The sequence below is a fragment of the Paenibacillus sp. FSL P4-0338 genome, assembly GCF_038002365.1.
GTDB lineage: Bacteria > Bacillota > Bacilli > Paenibacillales > Paenibacillaceae > Paenibacillus_AQ.
In genome coordinates this window covers 1,867,527-1,883,308 of record NZ_JBBOCG010000002.1, presented here as the reverse complement: position 1 = coordinate 1,883,308, position 15,782 = coordinate 1,867,527, and the positions used below count along the sequence as shown (strand labels likewise).

General features: G+C 52.5%; 15 protein-coding genes. 6 read left to right on the top strand and 9 right to left on the bottom strand.

The genetic code is table 11. The features are described 5' to 3' along the window. The first annotated feature begins 45 nt into the window (after positions 1–45). The 4 genes from MKZ07_RS32205 to MKZ07_RS32190 all read left to right on the top strand — a co-directional run bounded on the left by MKZ07_RS32205 (position 46) and on the right by MKZ07_RS32190 (position 5,623). The gene (locus MKZ07_RS32205) at positions 46–2,643 is read left to right on the top strand and encodes a beta-L-arabinofuranosidase domain-containing protein (RefSeq protein ID WP_051493846.1); all 2,598 of its coding nucleotides are present in this window, start codon (positions 46–48) and stop codon (positions 2,641–2,643) included. 128 nt (positions 2,644–2,771) lie between these two features. Beyond that, positions 2,772–3,626, top strand: a complete 855-nt coding sequence (locus tag MKZ07_RS32200; RefSeq protein WP_036697973.1) for an AraC family transcriptional regulator — start codon at positions 2,772–2,774, stop codon at positions 3,624–3,626. Between the two features lie 157 nt (positions 3,627–3,783). Then, a complete protein-coding gene (locus tag MKZ07_RS32195; protein WP_036697971.1) occupies positions 3,784–4,380 on the top strand; it encodes a sigma-70 family RNA polymerase sigma factor in 597 nt (198 codons plus the stop codon). Further along, positions 4,319–5,623, top strand: a complete 1,305-nt coding sequence (locus MKZ07_RS32190) for a DUF4179 domain-containing protein (protein ID WP_036697968.1) — start codon at positions 4,319–4,321, stop codon at positions 5,621–5,623. Before MKZ07_RS32195 ends, MKZ07_RS32190 begins: the two co-directional genes overlap by 62 nt. A 423-nt stretch (positions 5,624–6,046) precedes the next feature. Here the strand turns inward: MKZ07_RS32190 and MKZ07_RS32185 are convergent, their stop codons facing one another. The 4 genes from MKZ07_RS32185 to MKZ07_RS32170 all read right to left on the bottom strand — a co-directional run bounded on the left by MKZ07_RS32185 (position 6,047) and on the right by MKZ07_RS32170 (position 10,377). After that, positions 6,047–7,009 (bottom strand): glycoside hydrolase family 43 protein, encoded by a 963-nt coding sequence (locus MKZ07_RS32185; RefSeq protein WP_341029565.1) that lies wholly within the window; start codon positions 7,007–7,009, stop codon positions 6,047–6,049. Between the two features lie 28 nt (positions 7,010–7,037). Beyond that, on the bottom strand, positions 7,038–7,874 hold the full coding sequence (locus MKZ07_RS32180; protein ID WP_076155496.1) for a carbohydrate ABC transporter permease: 837 nt from the start codon (positions 7,872–7,874) through the stop codon (positions 7,038–7,040). A 24-nt stretch (positions 7,875–7,898) separates the two neighbouring features. Beyond that, a complete protein-coding gene (locus MKZ07_RS32175) occupies positions 7,899–8,789 on the bottom strand; it encodes a carbohydrate ABC transporter permease (RefSeq protein WP_036697960.1) in 891 nt (296 codons plus the stop codon). Between the two features lie 190 nt (positions 8,790–8,979). Next, positions 8,980–10,377 carry an ABC transporter substrate-binding protein gene (locus tag MKZ07_RS32170; RefSeq protein ID WP_341029562.1) on the bottom strand — a complete coding sequence of 466 codons (1,398 nt, stop codon included), beginning with the start codon at positions 10,375–10,377 and terminating at the stop codon, positions 8,980–8,982. Between the two features lie 461 nt (positions 10,378–10,838). Here MKZ07_RS32170 and MKZ07_RS32165 point away from each other — a divergent pair, with 461 nt between their 5' ends. Both MKZ07_RS32165 and MKZ07_RS32160 read left to right on the top strand, forming a co-directional pair. Then, on the top strand, positions 10,839–11,798 hold the full coding sequence (locus MKZ07_RS32165; RefSeq protein ID WP_036697955.1) for an ArsR/SmtB family transcription factor: 960 nt from the start codon (positions 10,839–10,841) through the stop codon (positions 11,796–11,798). Between the two features lie 76 nt (positions 11,799–11,874). After that, positions 11,875–12,033: a hypothetical protein gene (locus MKZ07_RS32160; RefSeq protein ID WP_036697952.1), complete on the top strand. Its 159-nt coding sequence runs from the start codon at positions 11,875–11,877 to the stop codon at positions 12,031–12,033. Positions 12,034–12,568: 535 nt separating this feature from the next. Here the strand turns inward: MKZ07_RS32160 and MKZ07_RS32155 are convergent. From MKZ07_RS32155 to MKZ07_RS32135, 5 genes are read right to left on the bottom strand one after another with little or no spacing between them, the layout of a single operon-like run. Continuing rightward, complete coding sequence (locus tag MKZ07_RS32155; RefSeq protein ID WP_036697981.1) at positions 12,569–13,339, bottom strand: class I SAM-dependent DNA methyltransferase; 771 nt, start codon at positions 13,337–13,339, stop codon at positions 12,569–12,571. 22 nt (positions 13,340–13,361) lie between these two features. Continuing rightward, the gene (locus tag MKZ07_RS32150) at positions 13,362–14,285 is read right to left on the bottom strand and encodes a CvfB family protein (RefSeq protein WP_036697947.1); all 924 of its coding nucleotides are present in this window, start codon (positions 14,283–14,285) and stop codon (positions 13,362–13,364) included. Beyond that, on the bottom strand, positions 14,282–14,629 hold the full coding sequence (gene rsfS / locus MKZ07_RS32145; RefSeq protein ID WP_036697944.1) for a ribosome silencing factor: 348 nt from the start codon (positions 14,627–14,629) through the stop codon (positions 14,282–14,284). The genes MKZ07_RS32150 and rsfS overlap by 4 nt, the downstream gene beginning before the upstream one ends. Then, positions 14,626–15,204: a bis(5'-nucleosyl)-tetraphosphatase (symmetrical) YqeK gene (gene yqeK / locus MKZ07_RS32140; RefSeq protein ID WP_036697940.1), complete on the bottom strand. Its 579-nt coding sequence runs from the start codon at positions 15,202–15,204 to the stop codon at positions 14,626–14,628. The genes rsfS and yqeK overlap by 4 nt, the downstream gene beginning before the upstream one ends. Further along, positions 15,188–15,778 (bottom strand): nicotinate-nucleotide adenylyltransferase, encoded by a 591-nt coding sequence (locus MKZ07_RS32135; RefSeq protein WP_036697937.1) that lies wholly within the window; start codon positions 15,776–15,778, stop codon positions 15,188–15,190. The genes yqeK and MKZ07_RS32135 overlap by 17 nt, the downstream gene beginning before the upstream one ends. Between the last annotated feature and the right edge of the window lie 4 nt (positions 15,779–15,782).

Sequence of the window (15,782 nt, the reverse complement as noted above, 5' to 3'; positions counted from 1 at the left end):
CATCCTGCAGTAACCCTACAGAATCCATAGGAGTGAGGATACAAAATGACAATTACACCCCATCAGCCTCTGGAGGCCCCGATTCAGGGTAAGCCCTTGTACGAAGAATACCGTATGGACCAGGTCCGTGTGTCCGATCCGTATATTGCAAACGCCTTTGCCAAAGAGGTCGATTATCTGACCAGCTATGATCCAGACCGCCTGCTGGCGGGCTTCCGCGAGAACCGGGAACTGCCGAAGCGTGCCGACAAATATCCCGGCTGGGAGAACACAGAGATCCGCGGACACACGCTGGGCCATTATCTGTCGGCGCTGTCCCAGGCCTATGCCTGTACGCGGGATGACGGCCTGCTGCTCAGGCTGAACTATCTTCTGGGAGAGCTGGCCCTATGCCAGCATGAGAGCGGTTACCTGTCCGCGTTCGAGGAACGCCTTTTTGATAATGTGGAGAACAAGCAGCCGGCGTGGGTCCCCTGGTACACCATGCACAAAATCATCGCCGGACTCACCGCGTCCTACTCTGCCACCGGCAGCAAAACAGCCTATGCCCTGGCGGATAAGCTCGGTGATTGGGTATACCGCCGTACAGCCTCCTGGTCTGAAGAAGTCCATCAGCGTGTATTATCGGTGGAATACGGCGGGATGAATGACTGCCTCTACGACCTGTACAGAATCACCGGAAAAGCAGGCCATTTAAGCGCCGCGCATAGCTTCGACGAGCTGACGCTGTTCACTCCAGTCCATGAGGGCAAGGATATTCTCAAGGGCAAGCATGCCAATACTACGATTCCGAAATTCCTCGGTGCGCTGAACCGTTACCGGACGCTCGGGGAGAGTGAAGTTTTTTATCTGGAAGCGGCGGTGCAGTTCTGGGAGATGGTTGTCCAGCATCACAGCTACATCACCGGAGGGAACAGCGAATGGGAGCACTTCGGTGATCCGGATATGCTGGACCGGGAACGCTCCAACTTCACAGCGGAGACCTGCAACACCTACAATATGCTCAAGCTTACCCGCGAGCTGTTCAAAATCACGGGAGAACCCCGTTACGCCGACTTCTACGAGAACACCTATCTGAATGCCATTGTGTCGTCACAGCACCCGCATACCGGGATGACGATGTATTTCCAGCCCATGGCGACCGGGTATTTCAAGGTCTACAGCTCGCCGTTCGAGCATTTCTGGTGCTGCACGGGCACCGGCATGGAGAGCTTCACCAAGCTGAATGACAGCCTGTATTTCCATGATGCGGCCAGCATTGTGGTTAATCAGTACTTCAGCTCTACTCTGAACTCTGCCGCGCACGGCCTGATGCTGATCCAGTCCGCCAACTTGCCTTATAGCGATACTGTAGAGTTCAAGATCTCAGTGATGCAGCCTCAGGATCAGTCCACCACGCTAAAGCTTCGTCTGCCGGATTGGCTGGCCGGAGAACCCGGGCTTCTATTGAACGGGCAGCCTGTGAACTTAGAGATCAGCGGAGGTTACCTCTTGACGGACAGAGTATGGGAGGATGGCGACACACTTCAGCTCAAGCTGCCAATGAAACTGGCGCACTTCAGCCTGCCGGATGCCCGACAGGTGGTCGCGTTCAAGTATGGACCGGTGGTGCTGAGCGCTGCTCTGGGCCAGAGTGATTTGTCTGTGTCCGCTACTGGGGTTGCTGTAAGTGTCCCAACCCGCAACATGCTGGTGAAAGACTTCATCACGACGGTGAACGAGAGCCCGCAGGAGTGGCTGGCGCAGCTTGCGGATCGCGCAGTCCGGCTGGAGCAGGATGAACTAGCCTTTGCGCTGCGGGGAACGGATGAGGATCAGCGGCTGGTCTTCACTCCGCATTATAAGCAGCATAGTGAGCGTTACGGCATCTACTGGCGGCTGGTCGAGGCCGATTCGGCTGAGCTGCAGAAGCATATTTTACAAGGCAAAATCCGGCAGCGTGTACAGGACGCTACACTGGACAGCCTCCCAGTCGGCAATGACCAGTATGAGCTGGAGCATGGCATTGCGGGAGAGAACACCTCCGTAGCCACCTGGGACGGATATAACATCCGCAAAGCGGAGAACGGCGGCTGGTTCAGCTACCGGATGAAGGTGGCGCCGCGTACGGACAACTACCTGTCGGTCATTTATTTCTCAGGAAATAATGGTAAGAAAATAGCGATTTATGTAGACGGGGAGCTGATTGCGAGCGAGGTGCTGCATACGGATGAAGCCCGCAGCTTCTACGAGCGGAGTTATTTGATTCCTGCTGAAGCGGTTGGCGGCAAGACCGAGGTGGAAGTCAAGTTCGTGGTTCCTGAGAAGGAAAATGGCATCTTCGACCTGCTGCGCATGATGACCGGTTATGATCACAATGCCGGACTGCGCCAGCTTGCCTTCAGTGAAGGAACGCTGTCCACCTCCTTCAGCGGCGGCATAACCACGTATAGCCTGAGCGTTCCGCAAGCAGCGGGCCAGGTACAACTGAACGTAACCCCACATCATCACAATGCCCTGGTCTATGCAGACGGAATTCTGATCGAGGATTCACTCTCCCGCGAGATCAAGCTGCCGCACAGCCGCACTGAGGTGAATCTCACGGTTAAGGCGGAGGATCATGTTACGGTGCAGGAATATAAGCTTCAGATTGTGAAAGAATAGCTTCTAGCAGTATAGCCAATACTGTACCACCCCGGGGTTATCTCGGATGCAGCTTCTGCTGTATTCAAGATAGCCCTTATTTGATATGGTAATAGGATAAGACTATTTCCGCACCGGGGGATGATGACATGACTGCGTTCACACTGCTGGTAGATAAGCCTGTACATCTGGAGATGACCGGCAAATTCGTGGCCCCCTCAGCGGAGTGGATACACTTAAGCCGGATTTTGCAGGATTATGAGCTGATTGTGATGACCGAAGGCGTACTCTACCTGGCGGGTGACAACCAGCAGTTCGTCGTCTCCAAAGGCGAGTTCCTGCTCCTGCCTCCGCTTACCAGACAATACGGGTACAAGTCTTCGGACTGTAGCTTTTATTGGCTGCATTTTCATGCTACTGACGGTAGTCAGACTGCGGGCCCCGCTCCGTTGAATAGCGATAAGGAAGAATATGTGATTCACCTGCCCCAATACGGAACCCTAAGGAATGTGGAGAAAATCATCGTCATGATGAAGCAGCTTCAGGATTCGGTGCGGAGCTACAATCAGACGGTGCTGGGTAACTATATGTCTACCGTTATTCTGTGTGAGCTGTACAGCCAGACCCTTCCAACCGATGCCGATCCGTTCAAAAGAACCAAGCAGGAGCAGCTCTACCACGATATTGTAGATTACATCAAATGGAGCCGCAGCGAGCATATTAAGGTATCCCAGATCGCTGCCTATTTCGGCTATAACGAGAAGTATCTCTCCCATCTGTTCACTGTCATCTCCGGGATCTCCCTGAAGCAATATATTCTGCAGCAGAAGATGGAGCTGGCGAAATTCCTGCTGACCGACACCAACCAGAACGTCAGCGAAGTCTCATTACAGCTGGGCTATAAGGATTGTCATAACTTCATGAAATCGTTCAAAAAAATAGTCGGCCTCACCCCCACCGAGTTCCGCAACGCTTATGCCAAGCGCCTGCTGTTCTACGAATGAGCGTGAGAGCATCCGTCAGCTCCTGCCTCTTCTTCGCTCCCTCCACAGCCCTTCCAGAGACTAACGATTTCTCTGGAATAGGCTGTGGATATTTTTTTGAGAGCATAATGAACTTTCCGGGCTGCTACGCACTCTTATCTGTGAAAGGGGTGAGCACATGAATATAAGCCGTCTTGTCAGAGCCGCACAGCGCGGCAACAAAGAAGCATTATTAGAACTGATCCTAGCCGAACAGGACGCTTATTATCGTCTTGCCTATAGCTACATGAGGAATGAGCATGACGCGATGGATGTAATGGAGGATATGATCGTCACGCTCTATGAGAAGCTTGCGCAACTGAAGAAGCGCGAGGCCTTCTACAGCTGGAGCAAAACCATCCTGGTCAACCGCTGCAAAACGGTCCTCCGCAACCAGAACCGGTTCGTTCCTCTGGAGGAGGACGAGTCGCCGGAGCCTTCCCTTGAGGCATGGACTGCAGATAACCCGTACCGCGATACCGAGTCTGACATGGATCTGTCCGTCCTGCTCGCGCATCTGAATCCCCGGCAGCGGGAAGCGATTGAGCTGCGTTATGTCCACGATCTGCCGTATCAGACCATTGCCGATATTACGGAAGCGCCGGTCGGTACGATCAAGTCCAGAATCTCGCAGGGAATACAGAAACTAAAAGCTATGATTGGAGGTGACCGTTATGAGAACGATCGAGGAGAGATTACAGGAGCATCAGCAGACCATGACGCCGTCAGAACTTGAAGGCAGATTGCGGAAGGCGCTGGAGCAGGCTCCGGTTAGACAGAAATCACGGGCCGGACAAGCGCGGACCTGGGTGGCTACAGCAGCCGCCGCCCTGCTGCTGACGGTGGGCGTCTATCAGTATCCGGCGTTGGCTTATTATGGCGGGAAGCTGTTTAACCAGACTGAGCTGTATACGCTTGGATTCTCTGGAGTCGCTGAACATGGCTACGGACAGACCGTTAACAAAAGTATGACACTGGAGAATGGGATTGTACTCACGGTTAACGGAGTAATTGCGGATGATAATGCTCTGCTGATGTATTACAGCATTACCCCGCCGCCGGGAGAGGTGTTCGATGAGGAGCCGTCGTCGCTGTATGCATTAGGCCATATTACAGGGTTTTTGACAAACTCTTCACCGACAAGTGGCGGCGGTTACAACAAGGACAAAACCCGGTATGAGGGAATTAACAAATTTGAGCCGGTCAGTCCGTTCGCCAAAAATCTGACCCTTAATGTATACAGCTATCAGGGTGAAGCCAAGCCTGCGCAAGCCAAGCTCTCCTTTAATTTTGACGCCAGTAAAGCCATGAAAAGCATCCTGGTCGCCGATATTCATCAAGCCGTTCAGGTGGATCAGGGAACCGTCTACTATGACACGATTACCGCTTCCCCTACGTCAACCATCGTAAAGGGACAATACAAGATGGATAACGGAGAAAATCCAAGATTCTCTGCTGCAACCAAGCTGTATGTGAATGGGACAGAAGTGGATTTGTTGTCCATGCGGTCGGGTGTCAATGAGAAAACGGGAGTAGCGGAGTTTCAGATTGAATACGATGTGCTGCCGACAGACAAGCCGCAGAGTGTTGAACTTGTATTGGATAACTTCAGCGGATACCAGAAGGTGGAGCAGCCGATCCCGCTGGCCTCACCCTCAGACCACTCCGTTACGGTCGGCCAGGAGAAGCTCTGGATTCGCAGTGTCACCAGGACTGCTGACGGCTATGATATCGTGATTGCCGGGAGACAATTCACATCTCTGGATAAGGATACCTTGGCTGTTCAAGCCGGAGGGGCCACCGTTCCCGTCACTTCCATATCCGATTCCCGCAAGTGGGATCTGAAGAACGGCAATATCCTGTGGGAACGCACGTATTCCTTCCAGACAACAGAGAAGCCGGAATTCCTGCAGATGGACGGCTTCCACTATATTAAGTACTATAGACAAACTATTCCGGTCCCTGTAGGGGAAAAATAGGGGCGTATGCACAGAGCACTAGTGAGCAGCCAGCGCCTGCCGGCGCGGAAATCCTGCACAAATTGCAACAATGAGGTTCAATAGAAGCGGCCTATGCGAAAATCCTGCACCAAATGCAACAATGTTGCCCAAACTAGCACCTTATCATCCGGATTCCTGCAAAAGTTGCAACAATGCGGCTCCATAGAAACTGCCAGCGCGGAAATCCTGCACAAACTGCAACAGCAGAGTACTGTTACAGCGCACCTCCGTCTCCTTATCCTGATGCCGCCACTCAGCACAAAGAGTCCCGCTCCCCTCCATAGGGTTGCGGGACTCTTTGCATTTCACTCTATGCAGCGGGTAGCCCACCTTCGGATCAGCCTTCAACAGAAGTTCGCAGTTCAGCGTGCTATCCCACTCTATTCCCGACTGAAATCTGCCCTACTTCCCGCCATCCCTCACCGGCACGCCGAAGTCCGGTGTGCCGTCCGCGTTCCAGCGCAGGCGCTGGGCGCGGGTGTGGCGGTTCGGGTCGTAGAGCGGGTCGCCGGTGATCTCCTTATAGTTACGGGCATGGTAGATCAGCACATCCTCGCCGTGCTCATCCACGGTGAAGCTGTTATGGCCCGGACCGTACTGCCCGTTCTCCTCACTGGTCTGGAACACGGGCTCAGGATGCTTGGTCCAGGATGCAGCGTCCAGCAGATCGCTGTCCTCATCTGCAGTAAGCATTCCCATGCAATAGTTATGATCGGTAGCGCTGGCCGAGAAGCTCATGAAGATCCGGCCGCCCCGCTTCAGCACGGCAGCCCCTTCGTTGACCTTGAAGCCGATGACCTCCCAAGGATACTCCGGTGAAGAGATCATCGTCTGCGGACCCTTAAGCGTCCAGCCGTTCTCCATGGCTGAGATATACAGATTGGAGTTCCCGTCAATCTCAGGGTCCTTTTGCGCCCATACATAGTAATGCACGCCTCTATGCTCGAACGTTGTAGCGTCCAGAGCGAAGGATTCCCAGGCGGTTCTCACCTGTCCCTTCTCGGTCCACTCCCCTTCCAGCGGATTCGCTGAAGTATTCTCCAGGGCGTACATCCGGTGGTCGAACAGCCCTTCCTTCGTCTCCGTGGTCCGGGCCGCCGCGAAGTAAATATACCATTTGCCGTCCATGTAATGGATTTCGGGTGCCCAGATATTGGCGCTGAGCGGACCGCTCTCATATTTGCGCCAGGCTACTACCGGCTGTGCTTCCCGAAGCCCCTCAATCGTTAACGCTCTGCGTACTTCAATCCGGTCATATTCGGGCACGGAAGCAGTGAAATAGTAATAGCCGTCGGTATGCTTGTATACCCAGGGATCTGCACGCTGTTCGACAAGCGGGTTAGTGTACTCTCTATTTGTATTCATTATGGTTTCTCCTTTGGTCTTGTCTCTGTCAGCCCTTCACTCCGGAGATGGCAACAGATTCAATAATTTGCTTTTGGAAAACAAGGAAGATAATCAGCATCGGTAGCAGGGCAATAATCGAAGCCGCCATAATCAGCGGATAGTCCGTCTGGATCGCATAGGTCGCATTGAAGTTGGCGATGACCAGCTGGAGGGTCTGCTTCTCCGGTGAATTCAGATAAATAATCGGAGACAGGTAGTCGTTCCAGATGCCCATGAACCACAGAATCAGCTGTGCAGCCACCGCCGGCTTGATCAGCGGGAAGGTGATGGAGCTGTACAGGCGGAAGTACGAGCTTCCGTCGATTTTGGCCGCTTCGATAATCGCATTCGGCACACTGCTCAGATACTGCCGCAAGAAGAAGATCATGACGATATTACCGAATAAGCCCGGCACAATCAGCGGCAGCAGCGTATCAATCCAGCCCAGCTTCGAGAACATGAAGAATTGCGGAATCATGACTGCCGGATACGGAATCATCAGGGATGAGAGCATCAGCAGGAATATTTTATTTTTACCCGGAAACCGCAATTTAGCAAAAGAAAACGCCGCAAGACTGGAGGTGAACGTACCTACGATCGTTACCGTGACGGCGATGATCAAGCTGTTCTTGATCCCGCTCAGCAGCGGCCCCGCCTCCCAGATCTCACTGTATTTATCGAAATGGAACGGCCGCGGAATCCACACCGGAGGCAGAGCGAACACATCCTGCTTATCCTTGAATGAGGTGGACAGCATCCAGAGCAGCGGGCCGATCATGAACACCGCGCCGATTAAAAGTAGAACAAAGATAATGCTATGGGTAACTCTTCTTCTGCTCGTCATATTTATGGTCTCCTCCCTCTTCGGTTAATCGACATCGAACGATTGCTTCTCGTTCATTCGGAATTGGATAAGAGTCACAACAAATATGAACACGCCGAGGAATACCGCCATAGCAGAGGCATAACCCATCTGGAAGTTGCCGAAGGCTTTTTGCCAAATGTAGAACACCACGGAGGCCGAAGCATATTCGGGCCCGCCTGTAGGAGTCATAATGTTCATCTCGGTAAAAATTTGCGATCCTCCAATAATGTTGGTCACGATGATGAAAAAGGTTACCGGGCGCACCATTGGCCAGGTGATATGCCAGAAGGACTTGAAGCCGCTGGCTCCGTCCAGTTCCGCCGCTTCATAATAAGATCTGGAGACACTCTGCAGCGCCGCCAGATAGAGCAGCATCGTATAACCGAGGCCCTTCCATACCGCCATAATGATCAACGCAGGCTTCACCGTATATTTATTCGCCATCCAGTTCGGCCCGCTGATTCCGAAGAGATCGAGGAACTGGTTGACGAGTCCATAATCACCGTTATAGGCCCAGTTCCACATGATCGATACTGCGGCCAGAGAAGAAATAACCGGAACATAATAGATGACCCGGAACGCTGTAGTCCCGGGAACTCCCCGGTTAAGCCCAAGTGCCAGCAGCAGCGCCAGCGTAATGCCGATCGGAATGCCAAGCATCATGAACAAGGTATTGAATAAGGCCTTATGGAACAGCTCATCCGACCACAGATCCGTGAAGTTACTCAGTCCGATGAAGTTCATCTGGCCGAGCCCATCCCAATCCGTAAATGAGCCATAGATCGAATAGATCATCGGGTATAGCGTAAAGATCAGCAGTCCCAGCAGCGGAGGCAGGATAAACAGAAATCCGTAGATTTTCTCCTTGCGGTAGAGACCCAACTTAGCATTCATTAGAATCACCTCAAATTCGGATAGTCTATAACTTTCCCCACAAAGTGATGCATCAGCTCCGATGAGTATTCAGATACTTTGCGGGTCCCCAAAATATATACAAGTTCAGCTCAGAATAAAGTGATGCCGGTCTGATGTTACAGGAGACCGAGCATCACTTTGTATGCTAGATAAGAACGGTGTGTACCGCTTATTTCTTAGATTTCGCCTCTTGCTCAACCGCTTTATCCAGCAGCTTCTGCATCTTCGGCTGTTCCGCCTTCACATATTCCTCCGGGGTAACCTTACCGTCAAGCACTGGCTGGATGTCCGTGTAGAACAGGTTATACCATTCAGCATTGTACGTGTAGTGACCAGGCAGCACCCGTCCATATTCATTCACGACCTGGAGGAATTCTTCCTTGTTCGCCGGTTTGGTCGTAGTATCAGCGGCCCATTCCTTGGCCATATCCATCAGGTTCGGGATTTGCACCTTAGCCTTCACCAGCGCTTCCATCCCCTCCTTGGAGGCTGTCAGATAGTTGATCAGATCCACGGCTTCATCGGGATGCTTGGTTTTGGCGGAAGCACCGATACCTAGTGAGCCGGTCCATGTTGCAGATTTGCCTGTGGAGCCGGCAGGATAAGGAATCAGGTCATAATCAAAAGGCAGCTTCTCGTAAGTGCTCATATCCCACGGACCTACAGGGAAGAAGGCCATTTCACCTTTCATCCAGCGCTGGTAGGTATCCAGCGTCTGAGCTTGTTCCGTTGATGGCGTAATGCCGTATTTAAGCTGCATGTCAGTGAAAAATTGCAAGGCTTCGATAAACTTCGGATCATCAATGGTAACCTTGGTCTTGGTAGCATCCAGCCAGTCCGCTCCGTTGCTCCAGACGAAGGAAGGTAAGGCCCACTGCACGTTGAAGCCTGCGCCGAATTGATCCAGCTTGCCGTCCCCGTCCTTATCAGTCGTCAGCTGCTGAGCGACTTTGATGAATTCATCCCAGGTGTATGGTTTGTCTTTGTCCGGCAGCGGGATACCCGCAGCTTCGAACATGGTCTTATTATAGCCGAGTGCAAAAGGGCCTACGTCCTTAGGCATCCCGTACAGATTACCTTGTCCAGCCATGGTACCGTCGTAACGGTACAGATCCACGCCATATTTCCAGATGTTATTCAAATCAATGTTAGGGTTCTTCTCCACATAGCTGGTCAGATCCAGCAGCACGCCGCTGTTCACATAAGCCTTCAGGTCACCGGATTCAAAATAGAATACGTCCGGCACGCTGTTCCCGGTAATAGAGGCTTTCAGCTTAGTCGCATATTGATCTGCCGCAGTCACAACGATCTTAACCTTGACGTTCGGATGATCGGCTTCATATTTTTTCACAACACCTTCATAAGCCTTCTGCTCATCGGTTCCCCCGCGGAACATGAACGTAAGATTCTTGGTTTCCTTGGAATCCTTGCTGCCGGCATTCGCCGTAGCTTTGCTTCCGCTATTGCCCCCGGACGATGCATTGTTCTTTCCGCCGCAGCCTGTAAGTACAACCGATACCATCAGAACTAACGACAGCAGTGTGAACCAGCCCTTTTTCTTTAACACTGTAACCCCTCCTAGGATTTGCTGAGCAACTCGATTGATACAATCTATATAGAAGAACTAGGGAACCTCACCGGCTCTGTTAGTTCAAGCTACCGCATGTTGTGCTATGTTTCACATTTTAATTAAATAATTGATAAACAATTGAATGTATTCGCTTACAGGTATAAAATAGCATATATAAAGTGGAGTGTAAATATAAAAGTGTAAATCTTTTTATATATATTCAAATTAAACGTTGTTTATTGCCTTTTTTCTGAAATATATCACTTAATAATGACTTAACAGTACATTAAGTATTCATATTTATTTAAAACAAATAGCTATTAACTTTTAGTTTTAGCTTAAATTTAATCGTTTACTACAAATAAAGGCAGAATACTTTCCTTTTAGGGCTGATTAGTTTATAATTTTATAAAATAGTTTCGATTCTCATGACCTCAGTGGAAGAAGGTACCCTAAATATGATTTATATTAAAGATCTGATGAGCGGGATTGATATCTTCAAGGCGCTCAGCTCGGAAATCCGCATCCAGATTCTTGAGCTGCTGGCGACCAATCAGGCCCTGAATCTCAACGAAATTGCCAAGAAGCTGAATCTCAGCAACGGGGCGATTACGATGCATATCAAGAAGCTGGAGGAGAGCGGCTTAATCGAGATCAACACCGCAGTAGGCAAGCACGGAATTCAGAAGGTCTGCTACTTGAATAAGGATAAGTTAATGGTGGATCTGCGCAGCAAGGATGTGGATAATCTGTACGAGGTGGAGATTCAGGTGGGTCATTACAGTAATTATCAGGCTGTTCCGACCTGCGGTCTGGCTACCAAGGACAGCATCATCGGGGATTTCGACGAGCCGCGTTACTTCGCTGATCCCCAGCGGATCGATTCCGAGATCATCTGGATGGCCGAAGGCTTCCTGGAGTACCGCATTCCTAACTATCTCAAAGCCAACCAGACCTTCCGGGAAATTCAGTTCTCCATGGAGATTGGCTCCGAGGCTCCCGGCTTCAGTGACAATTACCCTTCAGATCTGTACTTCTATGTGAACGGCATCGAGATCGGCTTCTGGACCAGCCCCGGAGACTTCGGCGACACGCGCGGCACCTTCAACCCGGACTGGTGGCCCCCCCACCTCAACCAGTATGGCATGCTGAAGCTGATCCGCATCAATCAGGAAGGCAGCTTCATTGACGGCTGCCGCATCTCAGACATCACCTTGGATGACATCAAGCTGGATTACAAGAGCGAGCTGACTTTCCGTATTGCCGTCACCGACAAGCCGGTCAACAAGCGCGGCTTGACCATCTACGGCAAGCATTTCGGCAATTACAGCCAGGATCTGCTGGCGCGTGTGCTCTACAATGTACATGAGGTCGAAGACCCTTCCGGCCGGGCGACCACAGCGGGAGTAGCAGATTAATCCCTGAAGTATAATTGTCCCGGCCTTAACCCACACTAACGAATGTCTTTCAAACTACCGTGAGGGAGTGTTTCGAATGCGTGAAGGGTTAATACCAGCCGTACTGGGGACCGTAGTTACTGCTTCGAGTGCAGCTTTTCTGGGGAGCAGATATAAGATCGCGGCAACCGGCATTCTTGGATTTGGTCTGGCGCATATTGTACTCGGCACCATCGATTTGTTCGAACACCGGTAAGCATAATTGGAAGATGGCCGGGCCGTATCTGAAGGATACGGCCCGGTTTGCTGTGTCATGCAAGCAGGAACGGCTGATGCGCCCCTTTGTACAGATGGTATTTGTACTTCTGTCTCACTCGCCCCGCAGCAACACAACCCACATGCCCCAATAGCGCCGATTGTATGCTGTTTTCCACATACATTTGGTCCTTATCAAGATCAAAGAAGGCCCTTACCCAATTCAGGTAAGGACCTCCCATATAACCTCAACCATATATGAAGCTCTAAAGAATTTAACAAGAAGCAAAAAGGAACGGAGGGGAAATTTGGAACTGTAGGAGCGGTAGCGTCCGCCTTTGTCTCCGGATGTTATCCGCTAATAGCGGTACAATTCAGAACATCTGGAGACAACAGCGGCCGTAAGTCCAAAAGTTCTCCGCAGTGACGATTACGCTTCAAGTTCTTATGTGCGCTAGAAGTCCAAATGTTCCCCGCGGTGACGATTACGCTTCAGGTTCTCATCTGTGCTGAACAAGTTCAACTCTCTAGCAGCTTCACTTCACAGCCACATAGAACAGCCGCTCCGCCGAATCATCCGCCGCCACCCACTCGAAGTCCGCATACACCGACACCTCGCTGAATCCGGCGGCAAGCAGCTCCTGCTTCATCCACTCCGGGTCATAGGCACGCTGGGTATGGGTCTCTTCGAAGCGGCGGTACGTGTCCAAGCGGCTCTCCTCGCGGGCAAAGATGGACAGGTGATGCTCAATCTCCCTACGGGGCACATCCAGCTCGCAGGTCCAGATATAGGAGATGTCCGGTTCATCCAGCACGAAGGGCTGCTCTTCCTCATAGCGGATCAGCGTGTTCGGATGATGTACATCGAACAAGAAGGTCCCGCCTGGCTTCAGTCCGTCATACGTACTGGAGAACACGGACCGGATGTCCTGCTCTTCCAGCACATAGTTCAGGCAGTCACAGAAGGAGATGACGGCGTCCACCGGCTCCGGCAGCTCCCATTCCTTCATGTTCTGCTGAACCCACTGCACACTGCCCTCCCGCAAAAAGCGCCGTCCCTGCGGCTGCTGCTCCAGCTTCCGCTGGGCAACGGACAGCATGTCCGAAGAAAGGTCAATCCCCGTCATGTGGTAACCAGCAGCAGCCAGCGGAATCGTCAGGCTGCCGGTACCGCAGCCGAGCTCGGCTACCGTGCGCGGCTTGCCGTATTTGCCCCATGCCGTCTCGGCAAAGGCCAGCCAATCTGGATACGGCATATCCGCCATAAGCGCATCGTATACATAAGCAAATTTGCCATAGGAAGACACTGCGAACACCGCTTTCTCTATACTATTGGTTGTCAGATTCGCTGTCCGGTTCGGCCTGCGCCTCTTCGCGGGCAGCCAGATAGGTCCAGTTCTCCTTCTGGACAACCAATCCTTCCTTCATCAGCTTGCCAAGCGCACGCTTGAACGCTGATTTGCTAATCCCGAAGCGCTGCTTGATAATATCGGGAGGCGTAGCATCCGAATACGGCATTCCGCCGCCCGGACGGGAAGCCAGGAAATCAAGCAGAGCTGCTGAATCCACATCACGGCCCACTTCCTTGCGGTGACCCATGCTGAGGTTGACGCGGCCATCCTCACGGATATGCGCCACGCGCGCTTCAATCACTTCGCCCAGACGCAGCAAGCGGGCGCGTTCAGAGGAGTGAACCATACCGATGATGCCGAAGCCGAGCACACCAGCATCTACAAGCACGAAGGTGCCCATCTGCAGCGGCTTGTACACCCGGGCGGTGACACTCTGCCCCTGCCAGGACTCCGGTGCAGGCAAGGCCAGCGGCGCGAGCTCCTGCTCTCCGGCCAGCTTGGCACGGAGACGTCCCTGCTTGTCATGCTCCATAATTGCGAAGACCTTGTCGCCAATCTGCGGACGCAGCTCCACCAGCTCGGGAAGCTCGCTGAGCGGCAGCAGCAGCTGCCGTCCAAGCCCCATCTCCAGGAAGCAGCCCAGCCGTGGATGGATATCCGCCACTTCCAGCAGCGCCATCTCGCCAAGCGTCAGATACGGTTTCTTCATCGTAGCCGCAGGACGGTCCTCGGTATCGAAGAAGAGGAATACCTCCACCTTGTCGCCGATCTTCGGCTTACTGCCCACAAGCTCGGTGTAATGAAGCATGATATCCTGGTCGCCCGCGCTCAGGAAGTACCCGTAAGGGGATACCTCCCGCATCACTTCAAGCGTAACCGTAGTTCCTGCAATCAGACTCATACTGTCTCCACGACCTTGGCATCCGACCACAGACGCTCAATATTGTAATATTCACGTTCATCGCGGTGGAAGACATGGACAATCACGTCGCCAAGGTCCATCAGTACCCAGCGTGCTGCATCCATCCCCTCAATGCCTTTGATCATTCCGCCAGCTTCATGAACTACCTTGCGCACCTCAGTGGCAATCGCCTGAACCTGGGTATCGGAATTACCGTGGCAGATGATGAAATAATCGCTGATCGGCGACACACTGCGCAGATCAAGAGCCACCACGTTCATTGCTTTTTTATCCTGAACGGCGTGTAACGCCAGCTCAAACAGCTTGTTTGCTTGTACACTCATAGTTTATCCTCCAATGTTCTAACTAAATCGTTGCGCGCCAGCACCGTAAGCGGAAATACGACCCTGCGCTTCTCCAGCAGCACGCGTATAGTGGAATCCAGTCCGGCAATCAGCCCTTGCTCCAGACTGACCTTCGCCAGCTTGCGGATCTCCTCCACACCTGGGAAGTCCCGACCCGGCTCAATATAATCAGCCAGACAGACGATCCGCTCCAGCAGGCTCATGTTCTCCCGTCCCGAGGTATGGTAACGGATCGCGTCCAGCACCTCAGTATCCTGAATGCCATAATCATGCTCGGCAGTATAAGCACCCACTTCTGCATGCCATAGCTGCTTGTCATATTTCAAAAGCTCGGCGGATAATTCATTCTGTTCAATGATCTCCCGCATCCGCTCTACCGGCCAATACTTGGCCACATCATGCAGGATGGCTGCGGTCTCGGCCCGCTGCGGGTCAGCGCCATAATGCTGCGCCAGCTTCACAGCGGACTCCATCACACCGAGTGTATGCTTCCAGCGTTTGTCCGGCATCTGGCCGGATACCGCCTCAATCAGCGCTTCACGGCTGTACTCCATACAATCCACTCCTTTGAACATATTCATACACAGCATCCGGAACCATATAGCGGATCGACTTTCCTTCGGCGGCCCGGGCTCTGAGCATGGTGGAGGAGAGATCGACCAGCGGCATATCCGCCAGCAGGACTCTACCCGCAATGAACTCCGGCAGCAGTCCCAGATCCAGCGGAGTGCCCGGACGTCCGACACCGATGAAGGTCAACCGCTTCACCAGCTCTTCGATCCCCTGCCATTTGGGCAGATACTGCACCATATCTGCGCCCACGATGAAAAAGAACTCATGCTGCGGATATTCCTCCTGAAGACTAATCACCGTCTCCAGCGTATAGGATACTCCGCCCCGTACGATTTCCCAATCGAGAATGCCGAAGGAAGGATGATTCTTCACCGCTCCCTCCACCATAGCCAGCCGCTCTTCACCGGTTGCCCCGGCTTCATGCTTATGAGGCGGGATATGCGAAGGCATGAACCAGACCTCCTGCAGACCGTAGCTCTCGCGCGCTGTCTCAGCGGCCATCATATGGCCGATATGCAGAGGATCGAAGGTCCCTCCCATTATGCCTACTCTCAAGAGG